The organism is Archangium gephyra, assembly GCF_042230915.1.
GTDB lineage: Bacteria > Myxococcota > Myxococcia > Myxococcales > Myxococcaceae > Archangium > Archangium gephyra_B.
On record NZ_CP102578.1, the window covers coordinates 2,846,461 to 2,862,565 of the forward strand.

A 16,105-nucleotide genomic window follows, 5' to 3' on the forward strand; every position below is an offset into this window, starting at 1 on the left:
ACGCGTCAGCAGTGGCCCCCCGGGCGCGGCGGCTCAGCAGCCGCAGGCGCTCTTCGCGTACTGGTACTGGTACTCCGTATGCGTGTAGTTGCCGTACTGGTCGAAGCACACGCGGTAGCTGGACTGCTCGCTGAAGGTGGCCGGGTTGTAGACCTTGTAGGCCGGCGAGCCATCGTCGCAATAGTAGATCTGCTGGTTCACATCCATGGCCGTGGTGCCGCCATTGCGCAGGTAGTCGCAGCTCCAGGTGTAGCCGCAGGTGCTGTGGCTGCCGCAGTAGGAGCCGCCCGTGGCGCTCCACTCGGACCAGCCGGCACAGGAGCCCAGCTCCGCCGCGGACGTGTTCATGGACTCGGCCTCCAGAGCGGCGGCCTCCTCCTCCGTCATGGCCCCACCGCAAGCCGTCAGCGCCAGGCCCGTGGTCATCAGCGCAACCGCACGCAGCAACTTGGTTCCAGAATTCACGCACTACTCCTTGCTCGGAACGGCGCTCGGCTCCGAAGTGGAAGCCCTGCCGCCGATGCGCGCACACTAGCACCGATTACTGGAATTGATAGGAAATCCACTCCACGGCTGTACTTGATAAGGGTCATTCCCAAGGTTTGAGACACCGGAGCGGTTTGAGTAGTGGATAACAGCTAGGGAGGCGCGAAACAGACGCCTCCAGTCCCGTTGCAATCCAACACATGGGACGGATTCGGGCGGGGAGACAGATCCCTGCGGCTGCGAGCATCGACGGATTTGTCTAGGAATACAGCTTTGACTGATTGAGAAAGGATGGCGGTTATTGCATGATCAAACCCTGCAAGCCGCTTTCTCGTTCGAAATGAAAGGACTCCGCACCATGCGGTCAATCACACAAACGCTGACGTATTCCTCGTGCCGTTGGGGGCTGGGCCTGCTTGTCTCCGTGCTGGCGGCCTGTGGCACGGACGTGAGGCCACCCGAGGCCGTGGGGGACGGGCTCGCCTCCGCGGAACAGGAGCTGGATGGGGAGTGCACCGCGGACTGGGCCGCCAACCCGTGCACTGTCGCGGACTCCGCGGCCTGCGGAACCGGCGACCCTGGCGTGGACTCGATCAACAGCCCCAACAACTGCGAGCTCGGGGGAATGAAGTGTGATCCCCGGCCCCGCATGTGCAATCGGAACACGAAGACGTACTGGTTCACGGCCACCTCGCCCCTGACGGTCTATGACAGCCTGGGCAATGCGCTCGGCAGCGTGACCACCGGGACGAAGCTGCGCATCAATCTGGGGACGAGGAAGACGATCTCCACCGTCTCCGCGAACTACCTGGTCATGGGCTTCTCGGTCCCCACCAGCAACGGGGCGATCAGCGGCTGGGTCCGGCCCGAGTTGTTGGACGCGGGCTACACCAACATCATGAACTGGGTGGCCGCGAACTACCGGCCGGCCCCGGATCCGGGTGGCACCTACAGCGATTGGTACATCATCCCGTCGAACAACGCGCCCTACGAGGGGCTGCACGTGACCAACGACTGCCCCGCCGGCAACATGGCCGTCCACTACCTGGGGCGCAATGGCCGCATCAACCTGATCACCAACCTGCCCGGAAAGGGCTCGCCGACGAAGGCCGTCTACCCGAACAACACCGGGCTCAACTTCAAGCGCGCGCAGGTTCAGCACTCCGTCTCGCTGCCGCTCTACGATTGCAGCAGCGGGAGCGCGGTGAGGGTGTCCGCCACCCTCAACTTCTTGTACGGCTATGTCCAGTCCGGGCACTGGGGTTGGATCGCGATGCCCAACCTGTCGACCACGCGTCCGTGAGCTGGAGGCGCTACGAGGCAGCAGGGAACCGCTTTGAGGGCAGAGCGCCCGGTGCTCTAGGCTGTGCGCGATGACTCCCATCCGGCTCGCTCTCCTCGTCGCCTCCTTCCTCTTCCTCCATGGCTCCGCCGCCCGGGCCCAGGCGTACGAACGCGCCCGGCCCTCGGGCATCGACCTATGCCGGAGCTCCAGGACGTTCACTTATGCGCTCGCCGTCTCCGAGGGCCATCCCACCTCCGAGGAGCGAGCCGCCATCGAAGCCGCCGTGGAGACCTGGCGCCAGGCGGCGAGCACCTGCTCGGACCTCGTGTTCGAACGGGCCGCGGATGTCACCGAGGGAAAGCTGACGACGGGCGGCAGCACCGTGATCTCCTTCCGCCCCAGGGCGTGCAAGGACGTCGTCCCGGACACAGAGGCCTGCTGGGCCGAGTATTCCTGTGGCGAGAAGTACAACTGTTGGAGTCACGGCTCCTCGGAGATCGCCGAGACGGGTCTGATCTTCAAGACAGACACGGGCGAGATTCTCGGAGGCCTCATCGAGCTCGATGCCAGCCTCGGAACGCTCACCACGGCGGACGGCTCTCCGTGTGCACGCGGGTCGGTAACCCCCGGCTGCGTGGGCCACGACGTCCAGGGGCTCATGACGCGCTCCATCGGCGAGGCGCTCGGCTTCGCGCTGCTGGCGCGCACGGACTCCACCATGACGACCTCGCTGTCCTGGGGCGATACCCGCAAGCGCGTCCTGGATGCGGGGACGCTCGAGGGACTGTGCGCGCTCTACCCGCGGGGGCAGCCCACGCCCGGCTGTGTCAGTGCCAGCCCGCCCCCGGACCCGGCTCCGGAGACACCTCCCAAGGGAGGCTGTGACGCGAGCGCCTCCGGACCCCTGCTCGGGGCGGCCGTGCTGTTGCTGCGCGCGATCCGGCGTCCCCGCAGGTCTCGCGGGGCTGCTACGAGGGCCTGAACGCCAGCTCCTCTTCGAGCAGGGCTGCTCGTTCCATTGGTCACGCCCGTCCTGGGCCTTGCTCAGTCGTCGAGTGACACCATGGAGCCAGCAATCCCAGAACCCCCGAGCCGCTGTCCGGAGGCGCTCACGAGCTTCAGCTTCGAACCATCTGGATCCTTCACATTCGGGGAGTTCTTGGCAGCCCAGAGCTGCCAGAGCTGCTGCGCCAGTTCCTGCCGCAGCGGCTTCGGCTGGGAAAACCAAGCATCGCTGACCGTGACGACGAGAATGAACGGCTTGTGCGGGTCGAGTTGCACATCCGCGACAAGCCCTCCCAGCGAGGGGACGTCCTGAAGGATGGAGACAAAAGCGTTTCGGGCAGTCAACTGGGCGTCCTTCTCATGCTGATGCGCCGCCAGGTCGAGCAATTGCACGTGCTCGGCGAGCTTCGTCGCATCGAGAGGCTGGCCGCCTGGCAGGAACTGGTCGGCCCAGGCCGACGCGGCTTCCGCAGCCTGCGTGACGAGCGCAACCGCCCGTTTCTGCGGTAGCTTCTTGCCAGGGGGCAACTTCACCGAGAAGTCCCAACCGTGCGCGCTCCAGCGGACCGCCGCCTGCTCGTAGGCATTACCCTTCTCATTCAATTGCCCCTCATGTACGCCGACCTTGAAGGGCCGGCTGCTCGACAGCTTCACGGGCGCCATGTCCTCGCCCCATTGGATCTGAAACTCTGCGGCGAAGTAATGATCGCCCAGGTCGTATCGACCGTCCGCCACGGGTAATTCTGGGCTCCGGCCCAACGCGTAGGAGCGGAGGATGAAATCGCCCATCCTCACAGGGAGCATGTGCTGGAGCGGGATGGTCTTCGGGTCTGTTACAACTCGATCAGGTGGAGACGAAGCTGCGGATTCGGGCGTAGCAGCGGGGGCAGTTGAACTGACCGACGCCACTGGCGCGGGATTCGCCCGAGGCACGGCTCCAACGAAGGCCCCGATCATCCCCGCCCCAATGCACAAAACGAAGGGAGCGAGAAGTAGCCCGGCGATGATGGCCTTTACCGGGTTTTTGCGGAGCCAGTCACCTACCTGCTGCACCATTTCCATTTTGAAGACCTCGATGCATGCGACCCGACTGGGCGCACGCGCCCAGAGTCTACAGCGCGGGTACACTTCAGCACCGGGGCATGCGTGTGAATCGCAGCGGCAATATCGGTTCTACCCAGGCCGCCCCTCCCATTGGCGGTGACAAGCTCCCGCCGCCTACTCTCGGAGTGAGGAGTCGTTGACAGCCGTTCCGGGTCATCCCCGGCAAGGGCGGGCGATGGGTTCCCCCTCTTTACAGGACAGCGGCCCCTGCTGTTAGAAGGGGCAGCGGGCCGGAGATGCGGGTTTCCAATGCGTACGCAGCGGGGGGAGCGAGTCGAGCGGTGTTGGCGCTGGCCCACCCTGGGACGGCTCGTGCTCGCATGCGTGCTCGTCCTGGGCTGCGAGGCCCGCTTCGTGGATCCCCATCCGCCCGAGCTCAGCCTCCTGTCCCGTGAGCACTCGCTGAAGGTGGTGGATGCGCCCATGGTCTACGGGCTCATCTTCGACCTCCACCTGCCCGATGCCTCCGAGTGCGCCCGCATCAAGGCGCGGCTGACGGAGACGTTCCGCGCCACGTTGCTGCCATCGGGCCGGCAGGGGCTGGAGATGGCGGCGCAGGACCTCTCGCCCGGCTGCGTGCAATCGGGCTCGCGGCAGGTGTCCATCAGCGCCTATGAGAGTCAGCTGGGGCTCGCCGAGGCTCGTTTCGGGGCCGCGCGCGTGAGGCCGCTGCTCATCTACTTCAACAACGTGGAGCTGCCGCCCCCCTTCGCCCTGCAGTCCAGCATCTCCTCGCTCCGAAGCCGCCCGGTGGGCGCGCCGCTGATGTGGGCGCTGTCCACTCCCGAGGCCATCCAGGGCATCAACTTCGAGCAGCGGACTCCCTGGACCTACAGCGCCGATCCCGGGCTGACAGCTCCGATCGAGGCGCTGGCGCGGGCGCAGCTTCCGTTCGTGCAGCTCGAGCAACCCCCGGTGGATGGCTTTCCGCTCTTCTCCGCGCAGGAGCTCACCTGGGTGCGCGAATTCAAGGGCTGTACGAGCCTCTCGACCTTGAGTGGAGCGAACTTCACCTATGGCGCGAAGGCCGTCCGGCTGGACCCGGCCCGTCCTCCGCGCATCCGGGTGGCCCCGCCCTCTGCGCAGCTGCCCCAGCCGCGCGACGGCAAGCTGCAGCCGCTGGTGGTGCGCTACGAGGTCGAGGCGTGCCGCGCCTGGTGCGAGCGGCTCTATGATACGCCCCCGGATGGCGAGCTCCTCGTCTGGAACACCACTTCCCGCTGTCTGCTGAAGAGCGCGCCATGATGCTCGCCGGACTCCTGGGCGCCCTGCTGGCCGCCACCTCCGCGGCCCCCGCCGCCGCTGACGCGCCCACCACGCCTGGCGCCGAAGGCGAGCCCGTGCGCGTGGAGCGGCGCCTGCTGCTCAAGAAGGGGCACGTGTTCGCCACCGGCGGGCTGGGCTACTTCTCGCGCGGGGACTACTACAACAACCCGGGCCTCCTCGCGTCGGGGAGCTGGTACCCGGTGGAGGAGGGCGGGTTGGAGCTCAAGCTCGCCCTGTTCCTCTCCTCGCTCGGCGCCGCCGGCACCGAGGTGTTCGAGCGCACCGGCCTCGTCCCGGACGCGCACCGTCCCGTCGCGCTGCTCGCGGTGGGGGGGCGCTACAGTGTCGGCTACGGCAAGGTGCTCGTCGACTCCTCCGCCAGCAAGGTGTGGCACTTCGACGTCCAGGCCGCCGGGCACGTGGGCCTCACCTTCACCGATCGCGGGGTGAGCCCCTCGCTGATGGCCGGCCCCGGGCTGCTCGTGCGGCTCTCCCCGCGGCTCCATGCGCAGCTCGACGTGCCGCTCGTCCTGTCCATCGAGCAACGCAGCCGCAGCTCCATCGCCGTGGGCTTGTTGCCCACCCTGACCCTCGGGGTGGTGCTGTGATGGTCCCCTTGCTGGCGGTGGTGCTCGCCGCCAACCCCTACGCCGAGCAGCTCTGGGCCAGGGACTTGCGCGGGCTGGTGGGGCTGCTGGCCGAGCCGCCCGTGAACCCGGCCGACGCGGAGCAGCAGCAGCTCTTCGGCGACGTGGTGCGCTTCCTCAACTGCGAGCCGCTCCCTTCCCTGAAGCCCGAGGACCGCCCCCACGCTCCGCGCGCCCTGCTGCGCCTGGAGGCGGCCCGCCGGGGACGGCTCGGGGCGTCCGCCGCCACCTCCGCCACGCTCTGGCGCGACGTCCTCTCGCCCGGCTTCTTCCGGCGCGCCTCGGTGTTCGCCGGGGGCCAGGTGCTGCGCTGGCCGGTGGAGGAGGAGCGCTGGTCCTCCGAGTCGCTGGAGGTGAAGCTGCGGGCCTCGTCCTGTGACAAGCCCGTGGCCTCCTCCGACGAGCTGGGACAGCTCACGCCCGAGCTGCTGCGGGAGGTGGAGGCGTTGGGGCCGGAGGCCTCCGGGCGGTTGCTCTACCATCGGGCGTCCCGGCTGCTGGCGCGGGGAAAGACAGACGAGGCCCGGGAGCTGGCGGCCCGGCTGAGCCCTCCCGCGCTCTCGGACGAGCTGCGGCCCTTCGCCCAGCTCCTGCGTCTGGCATTGGAGCTGGAGCCGCGGGAGGGGTACGTGAGCCTCGCCAGCGAGCCCGCGCTCGCCTCGCGGCGTCTGCCCATCGCCGTGCAGGCCGCGGCGCAGCTCTCCACCGAGGGCCGCTGGCAGGAGTTGCTCGCGCTCACCGCGCCGTATGCGCAGTGGCCCGGCCCGTCCACTCCCGCCGTGGAGGCCGAGCTGCGCAAGGAGCTCCTCTACCGCCGCGCGCTGGCGCATCAGGCGCTCGGGGAGCGGGAGGCCCTGGTGCAAGCGATTGCTCCCGTCTTCCCGGCGCTCGCCAGCTCTCAGGATGCGAGGGTGGAGGCGTTGCGCGGGGTGGTGGTGGCCTCGCTGGCGCGCGGTGCGCTGGAGCCCCAATCGCTGGCGCTGTTGAAGGACCTGGGGCCCGTGGCGGGACTGGGCCGGCGCCTGGCCAACCTGGGCAGCCTCGCGCTGGACGTGGGCAACGTGCGCACGGCCCTGGACGTCTCCGAGCGCCTCCTCCAGGAGCGGGGTGTGCCCTCCCAGGCCCGCGGCTTCGCGCTGCGCGCCGAGGTGGCGCTGGCCACCGGGGACGCGTCCGGGCTCACCCGTTCCGTCGAGCGGCTGCTCGCCCTGCGCCGCCAGGAGCGCGTCCCGGTGAAGGACCAGGAGGAGGTGGACCGCATCGCGCTCGCGCTCGCGCAGGCGCTGGTGACGGCGAGCGCGGACCTCACCGAGCCCCAATGGCGCCCGCTGCTGAGCGCGCAGCTGGAGCGGGTGCGCGAGAGCGTTCACTCGCGTCACGAGAAGGCCTTCCCCGCGCTCGTCGCGGCGCTCGAGGACCGGCCGCCGCAGCCCGTGGTGAAGGGCAAGCGCCAGGAGGCCTTCGTCGCGGTGGGGCAGGTGCCGGTGGGGGCTCCCCAGGGCACGCTGCCGCCGCCTCCCTTCTCCGTGGACTGGCCGGAGCCGTACTCCCTGCTCGCCCTTCCGCTTCCCGATGGCTCGCCGCGCGACTGGTTCCCGCGCGAGCCCACCCCTCCCGCCGCTGTCCCCGCGCCAACGGGGGCCGAGGTTCCGCATGCGCCGTGAAGCCATCGTCCTCCTGCTCGGGCTCCTCTGGACGCTCGACGTGGGAGCCCAGTCACCCACCGCCTCGAACCAGGCCCCACCGGACAACGAGATCCCGGCGGGCGCCAGCATCTACGCCAAACCCCGGCCCCCCGTGCGGCTGGAGACGCGCGAGGGGCGGCTCGTCCGGCCGGGCGAGCAGGTGGATGCCAATGACGCCCTGGAGGAGATCCTCGACGAGTTCGCCGCGGACCTGGCGCGCCTGGGCGCCAACCGGGTGGCGCCCATCCTGCTGGAGCGGGTGCGCGTCTCGGAGAACATGAATCCCGAGTTCGCCACCAACCTGGAGGCCCGGCTGGTGGCGGCCATCCACCGCGCGGCGAACATGTCGGTGGTGCGCTGCTACGAGTGCTACGCCACCCACGCCGAGGTCGAGGACGGAGTCTGGGTCGTGCGCCGCGGCATCTCCCGCCGCGAGGACCTGCAGAAGCTGGCGAAGAAGTACAACGCCCAGGTGGTGCTCAACGTGAGCCTCACCCTGCACACCGCGCCCAACTCGCTGGCCTTCGACGTGGAGATGGTGCGGGCCATGGACTCCACCATCGTCTTCGCCGAGGGCTACCGGGTGCACCCGCACACCGCGCTGCTCTACCGCTCCGCCGACAAGGTGCAGAGCCGCGAGGTGCGGTTGAAGGACCTGGAGGACCGCATCAACGAGCGGCCGCGCTTCCACCATGCGCTCCACTTCGGGGCCATCATGATTCCCACCTCGGGCCACCCGGATGGCCCCATCTGGGGCGCCTACACCGCCTACCGGTTGTCCGAGGCCTTCGGGGAGGAGCGCGACTGGCGCGCGGGCGTGACGCTGGCCGGCATCCTCAACCCCGCGCGCATGGCCGGCGGGCTCGCCTCCGCCACGCTGATCCGGCGGCTCAACAAGGAGAACGTCTACAGCATCAACTGTTTCGCCGGCGGCTCTGCGGGCTTCCTCATCACGGGGGCCGTGGGCAACGCCCCCATGTTCAACGCCCAGATGGAGTGCGTGCTGGCCCACCGCATCACCCTCCAGGCGAGCCTCGGGGTGCTGGTGCCGTTCAAGAGCAGCGCGGAGAGCACCTACACAGTCGGCGGGTTGAGCCCGCAGGCGGGGATGGGATTCACATGGTGAGGTCCAGGTTCTGGGGATTGCTGCTGCTGGCGGCGCTGCCCGCGTGCGAGACCACGAGTCAGAACAAGGTGCTGGTGGTGCCGGACGAGATGCGGCGCACGGCGGCTCCGAGCAGTGCCTCGGGCGTCAAGCCGAAGCCGCCACCGCTCACGCCCCCGCAGAAGTACATCCTGCGCATGGCCGAGGCTGGGCGCGTCTGGGAAGTGGAGCTGCCCGAGGGCACGGGAGGCTATGAGGTGCGCCTGCCGCTCGCCGGGGGCGGCCCGGTGGAGATGCTCACCCCCGCCGACGAGGAGATGCTCTCGGAGGCCGTGCTGACGGCGAAGGACGCCAAGGCGCCGGGGCTCACGGCGGACGGCAAGCCGGTGGAGGGATTGAAGCCCTCGGGGGCGCAGGCGGTGGATGCCCAGCGCACGGCGCGCACGCGCAGCTACCTGGGCGGCGTGGCGCGGGTGAAGGAGATGTTCGTCTCGCGCCGCTACGAGCTGGCCCTCATCGAGCTGGTGAACCTGGAGAAGGAATACCCCAACGACGCCCGGCTCCTGGCCATGAAGGGCTCCCTCTACGTGAAGCTGGGGCAGCCGAAGCTGGCCCGGCAGGCCTGGGAGAAGGCGTTGTCCATCAACCCGGAGGACCTCGCGCTCGCCGAGGCCCTCCGCACCATCGCCTCGGGAGAGGAATAGTCCATGCACTTCATCGTCGGGCTCGTGGGGCTCGCCCTGACCCTGGCCTACACCCTGCTGCTCGGGCACACGAGTGGCTTCACGGGCGTCATCCATCCGCCGTCGCTGGTGCTGTTGGGCCTGGCGCCCCTCTTCATGACGGTGGCCTCGTACAAGTTCAGCGAGCTGGCGGGGACGGCGCGCGTGCTGGTGCGGGCGATGCGCTTCTCGGCGTCCCGCTCGCGTGCCCAGCTCTACGAGTCGCTCACCCAGTTCGCCTCCGAGGTGCGCCAGCGCCGGCCGGCCCGCGCGCTGGAGATCGCCAGCAGCGCCCGGCACGACGTGCTGCGGCAGCTCGGGCCGCTGGTGGTCCGCCAGTACTCCGCCGCGGACATCGAGAGCACCGCCAGCACCTCCCTGTACTGCATGGTGAGCGCCATGAAGCGCAGCGAGGACGTGCTGGGCACCCTGGCCCGCGTGGCGCCCGCCGCCGGGCTGGTGGGCACGGTGCTCGGCCTCATCTCGCTGCTCAAGGACTTGTCGCGCTTCGATCAGCTCGGGCCCTCCATGGCGCTCGCGCTGCTGTGCACCCTGTACGGGCTGGTGCTGGCCAACGCCGTCTACCAGCCGCTAGGGCGCATCATCCACTCGCACATGACGGTGGCGGTGGAGGAGGCCAAGCTCATCACCCGCGCGCTGGTGCTCATCCGCGAGGACAAGCCGCTGGCGGACGTGCGCAAGCTCTTCGAGCTGTCCGGCACCGGCGTGCCGGGCCTGGCCACCGCCGCCGTGCCGGAGATCGCCACCGGCACCGGGGGAGAGCCGTAATGGATGACCATGAGCTGGAGGCCATGCTGGGCAAGGGCCAGGAGGACGAGCTGTGGCTCATCAGCTACGCCGACCTGCTGACGCTGCTCATCGGCTTCTTCGTGCTGCTGCTGGCCGTGTCCCCGGTGAAGCCCGCCCAGTTCGAGCGCATGGCGGCCTCCATCTCGGGGGGCGCACCGGCGCCGCTGGAGGAGCTCAAGCAGAAGGTGGATGAGTTCATCACCCAGGAGGGGCTCCAGCAGCAGGTGCTCACCCGCGAGGAGGCGGACGGGCTGGCCATCGAGTTCAAGGACGCGCTCCTGTTCGACTCGGGCTCGGCGGACATCCGCGCCGACGGGAACAAGGCCATCGGCTCCATCGCGCGCATGCTGCGGACGCTGCCCAGCCGCGCGGTGGTCATCGAGGGCTACACGGATGACGTCCCCATCCGCAACTCGCGCTTCGCCTCCAACTGGGAGCTGTCCTCGCAACGTGCCATCAACGTGCGCACCGCGCTCGAGCAGGGAGGGGTGGGCCGCGAGTGGATGTCGGTGCGGGGTTTCGCCGATACACGCCGCGTGGACACCCAGGGCTCGCCCGACGAGCAGCGCGCCGCCAACCGCCGGGTCGTCATCCGGGTGGAATAGCCAATGATTCGCTTGTCACGACAACTGCTCATCGCCCTGGGCTGCCTGGTGTGCACCACCGCCCTGGCCGCTCCCGCCACCCCCCAGGGCCGCCTGCGCGCCGAGGCCGAGGATCGCTCGCGCGCCGAGGTCTCGGATCTGCTCCGCACGCTCTGCCCCGAGCAGTGCGTGCTCATCTCCGTGGAGGCGCGGGTGGAGGAGGAGTCCGTGGGGGGTGGTACCCCGGGCTTCGAGACGCTCGCGGGCGGGGCCACGCTTCCCACCCTGCGCTCGGTGTCCGCGCGGCTGCTGGTGGACAGCCAGCTGCCGGGGACATTCCGCACCCGGCTCAAGGACCTGGTGGCGCAGCGGCTGAAGATGGTGGGGCCGCAGCCCGTGGTGGAGGTGGATTCGGTGGCCTTCCCGCCCCGCAACGCGCCCCACCTGGAGGCGCCCCCTCTCGAGCCCAAGCCGCAGCAGCCTTCCGCCACGCCCCCGTCTTCCGAGGCGAAGCCGGAGAAGAAGGACGAGAAGAAGGACGGGCAGGAGGTGCCGACCATGACCCATCGGCTCCAGGAGCGCTTGTTGGAGGAGGCTCCGTTGATGGTGCTGGCGGTGCTGCTGGTGCTGACGGTGATTCTGCTGGGCGTGTTGCTGGTCATCGCCGCTCGCCGCCCGCCGGCTCCCGCTCCCCTGGACTACGCCATGTCCGAGGAGCCTCCGCTCCCGCAGGATCCCACCCCCGCGGGTCCCGCCCCCACCACCGAGTACCCGGCCGTCCGGGCCCGGAGGCTGGAGCGGACGCTGCGGGAGGAGCGCGCGGTGCGCAACGCCGTGGTGCGCGAGGCACTCGCCCGCGGCGAGCTGCGGCAGGTGGCCCTGTGGACGCGCGAGATGGGGGAGTTCCTCCTGGATGATCTGCGGGGTGACTCCTCGCTGGGCACGTCGCTGGCCGGGCTCGGCACCGAGCTGGGACGGGTGCCGGCGGCGGACGCGGGCACGCGGGCCGCGGCGCTCTATGACCTGGAGGGCCGTGCCATCGCCGCGCGGCTGGCCCAGGCGGAGGATTCGGTGGAGGCCGCCTTCGCCTTCCTCGAGGGCGTGCGGCCCGAGCGCTTCGCGGCGGCGTGCCAGGGCCTGTCCTCGGGAGCCCGGGAGGTGGCGCTGCGCTTCGCTCCCGCCCCGCTGCGCGCGGTGGCGCTCCAGGCCCTGTCGCCCTCCCAGCGCGCGGAGCTCGCGCTCGGCCTCGCCCGCCAGCCCGAGCTGAGCTCGCGCTACGCGTTGTCGGTGGCGGACGAGCTGCGGACCCAGCTCACCGAGACGGCGGGCGGCTCGTCCCAGCTGGAGCGGGTGCTGGGCGAGGTGCTCGACACGCTGCCCATGGAGGAGCAGGACCGGCTCCTGGAGCGGCTGCGGCACGAGGGCTCGGAGCGGCTGGCCTCGTCCCTGCTCACCGAGTCCAGCCTGGTGAGCGCGCCGGTGGAGGTGCTCGGCGCGGCGCTGCTGCGGCTGCCTCCGGCGCAGCTCGTCACCTACCTCAACGGGGCGGAGCGCTCGCTGCGGGAGCGGTTGCTGGCGGCCTGCCCCACGTCGATGCAGCGCGAGCTCCAGGAAGAGCTGGGGATGCGCGGCACCGAGCGTCCAGAGGCCTTCATCGGCGCACGGAAGGAGCTGCTTGCCAGCCTGAAGGATGAGATGTTCCGCCGAGGACTGACCACGCTTCAGAACCGCGCGCAGGCCGGGCGCGCGAATTGAGGGGGGTTCACATGCGCGCCTGGACGCTCGTTGCCGTCTCGTTGCTCACGGGTTGTCTCATCGAGCCGCCTCCCGTCGAGCCCAAGCCGCCGGATGCCGGCTCCTTGCCCGATAGCGGGGTGGATGGGGGCCGGGACGCTGGCGGTGGAGGAGGGTTCGGCGATGGGGGAGGCGGGGGGTACGGCGATGGGGGTGGAGGGGGCGGATACGGCGATGGTGGCTACTACCCGGAGCCGACGACGTCCTTTCCGGGCAGCGGGGTGGGTGGAGATCCGGGCACGGGCGTGCTCTGGCTCGTGCGCATCGACCGGGGGACGGCGAACCTGGCGGACGCCTATGCGGCGCTCATCCGCGGCATGACCGCGCAGCTGGCCGCGGAGGGCTTCGACGTCCGGACGACGGGCGTGGCCTCGCTCCATGAGTCGCGGTTGTACTGGTCCAAGAGCGGCAAGGAGCTGCCGCTGGCGGAGCTGCGCACCCTGCTGGAGAACGCGGCCGCCTCCACGAGCGGCACCGCTCCCAGCACGTGCAGCACGGCGGCCCTCGCGGACATGGGCAGCCGGCTGAGCTCGGTCTCGGTGGCGTCCCTCGACCCGTCCACTCCCTGGGGGTATGCGCCGTACGAGATGCCCCTGGGTGCGCTGCTCGTCGTGGTGCTCGACCATGGGGCCCGCCCGGTGGCCTACGGCGCTTCCACGTGCGGCACGGGCGGCATGACGCCGGCGGACTGGTTCGGCGGCTCGCACAGGCCCACCACCTGGCTCAACCGAGGCGGCTCCGGCTGGAACGTGTCGCGCGCGCAGACGCGCTTCCTCTTCGTCGGCACCTCCGAGACCGAGAGCTACTCGCAGCTGCGGGACCGCTGCGCGGCCATGAGCGGCTTCCCGCGCACCGGGCTCGATGCGATCAGCCCCTCGTCCATCGCCTTCTATTCGTCCTTCAGCAGCGGCCTGTCCGCCCACCAGAGCGGGTTGGGCACCTGGCAGGACCTGTGCGCGGCCGTGGCGGGTGATTGGACGGGCTACTCCCGCCGCTTCGCGAAGGACTGGGCGGAGCTCCTCCGCCTGCCCGAAGAGCTGCGATGAGGGGACGGGTCGCATCCCGGCAGCCCAGGCCCGTGCCTCGGGGCCGTGCCGTCCGGCGCCCGGCTGGAGCCCTCCAGCCGCGGGCCCGGGTGGTGCGCGGCGTCCGGGGGCGAGGGCCCGCACCCACCCGGCCGGCGCGCCGCTGGCGGTGGGTGCTGGCCGCGTTGCTGTTGCTGCTCGTGGTGTTCTGGTGGTGGCCCGCCGCGCCGGTTCCCGCTCCCGTGCCCCTGCCCGAGCCGCCCCCGGCGCCCGTGGTCACGAAGCCGGTGGTGAAGAAGCCCGCTCCCAAGAAGCCCGCCCCGAAGCCACCGGCTCCGGCACCCATCCCCGCCTCGTCCCAGCGCGCCCTGTTGCGCAAGGCGGTGGAGGCACGTGCCCCAGACCTGCGCGCCTGTTCCCTGCCGCCCGGTGCGCCGGCCACCCTGGAGACGAAGATCCGGGTCTCCAGGAGCGGGGCCACGCAGGGGGTCACCCTGTCCCCCGCCCAGCCGCTCCCCCGGGAGCTCGCGGAGTGCCTGCGCCAGCGCACCCGCCAGTGGGAGTTCTCGGACGTGGGGCTGAGCTCGGACGTGGAGATCTTCGTCAACTTCGCGCTGGGGACATGATCCTTCCCCGCGCGTAGACCGATTTTCCGCGCCGTCCGTTAACGGGACATCCCACTCCTCTGGAGGTCCCCATGGCCCGCTCGGCCCTGGCCGCGCTTTGTCTGGCGCTGTCCATCCCCGCGTTCGCGCAGCAGCCCAACGCTCCGGTTCCCCCCGCCGCACCCGTGAAGTGCGAGGTCCAGCCCCAGCAGGGGGCCTCGTCGCGGGGTGATCCGAAGGCCCGCGAGGCCGCCCACAAGGGGCTCGGCTATCTCTCCCGCTCCAGCGCCGAGTGGACGGCCCAGCACCAGTGCTTCGGCTGCCACGTCCAGGCCGTCACCCTCGAGGCCCTCACGGCCGGCAGGAACCACCAATACGACGTCGCGCCGAAGGACATCGACGCGATGGTCAAGGCGCTCAAGCTCGGCGTCACGGCGGGAGGCCGGGTGACGGGCGCCGCCTTCGAGGGCTCGGCCCTGGCCCGGTACGACCGGTGGGTGGATTCGAAGCTCACCGATGACCTGTTGCGGTACGCGAAGGAGCTCGTCTCGCTGCAGGCCCAGAACGGCAGCATCCCGGATGACGACGCCCGCCGTCCGGTGACGGGCGGCACCATGCAGACGACCTTCCAGGCCGCCCAGACGTGGCGCCAGGCCCATGCGAGGACCGCGGACGCCAGGTGGCTCGCGCCGCTCGGCAAGGCCGAGTCCTTCCTCACCGCCACCTCAGCCCAGTGGCAGCGCTCGGGCGCCGACGTGTACCTCCAGGACATCAACTTCGCGCTCCTCGGCCTGAATGCCGCGGGCGTGGGCCGGGCGGAGACGGGCTCGCTCCGGCTCCAGCGGATGCTCCTCGAGCGGCAGAACCAGGACGGCGGCTGGGGGCTGGTGAAGGGCAAGAGCGATGCGTTCGCCACGGGCCAGACCGTGTATGCCCTCAAGCTCGCGGGCTACTCGGACTCGGACGCGCCCATCTCCCGCGCCATGCGCTACCTGGTGCAGCGTCAGGACAAGACGGGCGCGTGGACGACGTACAAGAGCGATCAGGGCGGCGCGGAGAAGGCGGAGACCATGTGGGCCGTGCTCGGGCTCGTCACGGTGGACGTCGCCAGCATCGCCGTGAGCGGGCTCGTGGACGGCCAGCACGTCACCGACTCGATGAACATCCAGGTGGAGGCCACGGACAACCAGGCCGGTGGCATCGCCCGGCTCGAGCTGCTCGTCGATGACCTGCCGGTGCACACGGCGTGTGGCGGGAAGCTCACGTATGCGTGGCGCACCGCGGGCCTGAAGGATGGCAAGCACGCGCTGGATGTCGTGGCGACCAACGCGAAGGGACAGACGACCCGCCGGCGCTTCGAGGTGTTCGCGGGCAATGTCTTCATGACCCAGGTGGGCGCGAACTTCGACGAGGCCTCGCAGCGCACGCTCGTCACGTTCCGCAACATCGCGGACCCGGCCGCCGGGGGCTCCATCGAGCTGGAGGTCTGGGAGGTGGGCGAGGGCAGCGAGGCGAAGCCGAAGGCCAAGGTGTTCTCCCTGTCGAAGAAGGGGGAGATCGGCGCGGTGGAGCTCGCCTGGGACGGCAAGGGCAATGACGGCAAGGCGAAGCCGCGCGGGAGGTACCAGGCCCGGCTCGCGTACCGGAACGCGGGCGGCAAGGTGCTACAGACGGAGAGCGTGCTCTTCTTCCACGACAGCGAGGCGAAGCAGCGCCAGCGCTACGGGGAGATCGAAGGACAGCTCTCCCTCAAGGCGGGCCAGGGTCAATCCGCCAATACGCTCATGGAGCTCGTCGACGACCAGGGCCGCGTCGTGCAGACGACGGTGACCACCGAGCAGGGCAACTACCGGTTCAAGAACGTGGACAAGGGCAACTACCGCGTCCGCGCGAAGAAGGAGGGCTTCCGCGACCTGGAGCAGCCTGTCGCCGCGGAGCCGGCCGCCGCTCCGTCGAAGGCCGTCATGACCTGGTGAGGTGCC

At 70.1% G+C, this 16,105-nt stretch carries 15 protein-coding genes; 13 read left to right on the forward strand and 2 right to left on the reverse strand.

Going from position 1 to position 16,105, the window contains the following annotated elements:
* Positions 1-33: 33 nt before the first annotated feature.
* A complete protein-coding gene (locus NR798_RS11375; protein ID WP_375771485.1) occupies positions 34-465 on the reverse strand; it encodes a hypothetical protein in 432 nt (143 codons plus the stop codon).
* A 379-nt stretch (positions 466-844) separates the two neighbouring features.
* On the opposite strand from NR798_RS11375, the gene NR798_RS11380 reads away from it, so the two are divergent.
* Positions 845-1,789, forward strand: coding sequence for a hypothetical protein (locus NR798_RS11380; protein ID WP_375771486.1), 945 nt, complete (start codon positions 845-847; stop codon positions 1,787-1,789).
* 70 nt (positions 1,790-1,859) lie between these two features.
* The gene (locus NR798_RS11385; protein WP_375771487.1) at positions 1,860-2,753 is read left to right on the forward strand and encodes a hypothetical protein; all 894 of its coding nucleotides are present in this window, start codon (positions 1,860-1,862) and stop codon (positions 2,751-2,753) included.
* 62 nt (positions 2,754-2,815) lie between these two features.
* Here the strand turns inward: NR798_RS11385 and NR798_RS11390 are convergent, their stop codons facing one another.
* Entirely contained in the window at positions 2,816-3,511 is a 696-nt protein-coding gene (locus tag NR798_RS11390) for a hypothetical protein (RefSeq protein WP_375771488.1), read from the reverse strand.
* A gap of 618 nt (positions 3,512-4,129) precedes the next feature.
* Here NR798_RS11390 and NR798_RS11395 point away from each other — a divergent pair.
* The 11 genes from NR798_RS11395 (at position 4,130) to NR798_RS11445 (ending at position 16,099) form a co-directional block, all read left to right on the forward strand.
* Entirely contained in the window at positions 4,130-5,125 is a 996-nt protein-coding gene (locus tag NR798_RS11395; RefSeq protein WP_375771489.1) for a hypothetical protein, read from the forward strand.
* Positions 5,122-5,754: a hypothetical protein gene (locus tag NR798_RS11400; RefSeq protein WP_375771490.1), complete on the forward strand. Its 633-nt coding sequence runs from the start codon at positions 5,122-5,124 to the stop codon at positions 5,752-5,754. Before NR798_RS11395 ends, NR798_RS11400 begins: the two co-directional genes overlap by 4 nt.
* Positions 5,754-7,457, forward strand: a complete 1,704-nt coding sequence (locus NR798_RS11405) for a hypothetical protein (protein WP_375771491.1) — start codon at positions 5,754-5,756, stop codon at positions 7,455-7,457. The genes NR798_RS11400 and NR798_RS11405 overlap by 1 nt, the downstream gene beginning before the upstream one ends.
* Entirely contained in the window at positions 7,447-8,604 is a 1,158-nt protein-coding gene (locus tag NR798_RS11410; protein ID WP_375771492.1) for a hypothetical protein, read from the forward strand. The genes NR798_RS11405 and NR798_RS11410 overlap by 11 nt, the downstream gene beginning before the upstream one ends.
* Entirely contained in the window at positions 8,598-9,287 is a 690-nt protein-coding gene (locus tag NR798_RS11415; protein ID WP_375771493.1) for a tetratricopeptide repeat protein, read from the forward strand. Before NR798_RS11410 ends, NR798_RS11415 begins: the two co-directional genes overlap by 7 nt.
* A gap of 3 nt (positions 9,288-9,290) precedes the next feature.
* Positions 9,291-10,094 carry a MotA/TolQ/ExbB proton channel family protein gene (locus NR798_RS11420; protein ID WP_375771494.1) on the forward strand — a complete coding sequence of 268 codons (804 nt, stop codon included), beginning with the start codon at positions 9,291-9,293 and terminating at the stop codon, positions 10,092-10,094.
* Entirely contained in the window at positions 10,094-10,720 is a 627-nt protein-coding gene (locus tag NR798_RS11425) for a flagellar motor protein MotB (RefSeq protein ID WP_375771495.1), read from the forward strand. Before NR798_RS11420 ends, NR798_RS11425 begins: the two co-directional genes overlap by 1 nt.
* A gap of 3 nt (positions 10,721-10,723) precedes the next feature.
* Complete coding sequence (locus NR798_RS11430; RefSeq protein WP_375771496.1) at positions 10,724-12,454, forward strand: FliG C-terminal domain-containing protein; 1,731 nt, start codon at positions 10,724-10,726, stop codon at positions 12,452-12,454.
* A gap of 11 nt (positions 12,455-12,465) precedes the next feature.
* Positions 12,466-13,539: a hypothetical protein gene (locus NR798_RS11435; protein ID WP_375771497.1), complete on the forward strand. Its 1,074-nt coding sequence runs from the start codon at positions 12,466-12,468 to the stop codon at positions 13,537-13,539.
* Between the two features lie 32 nt (positions 13,540-13,571).
* Positions 13,572-14,144, forward strand: coding sequence for a hypothetical protein (locus NR798_RS11440; RefSeq protein ID WP_375771498.1), 573 nt, complete (start codon positions 13,572-13,574; stop codon positions 14,142-14,144).
* Between the two features lie 71 nt (positions 14,145-14,215).
* Complete coding sequence (locus tag NR798_RS11445) at positions 14,216-16,099, forward strand: Ig-like domain-containing protein (protein ID WP_375771499.1); 1,884 nt, start codon at positions 14,216-14,218, stop codon at positions 16,097-16,099.
* Positions 16,100-16,105 lie beyond the last annotated feature (6 nt).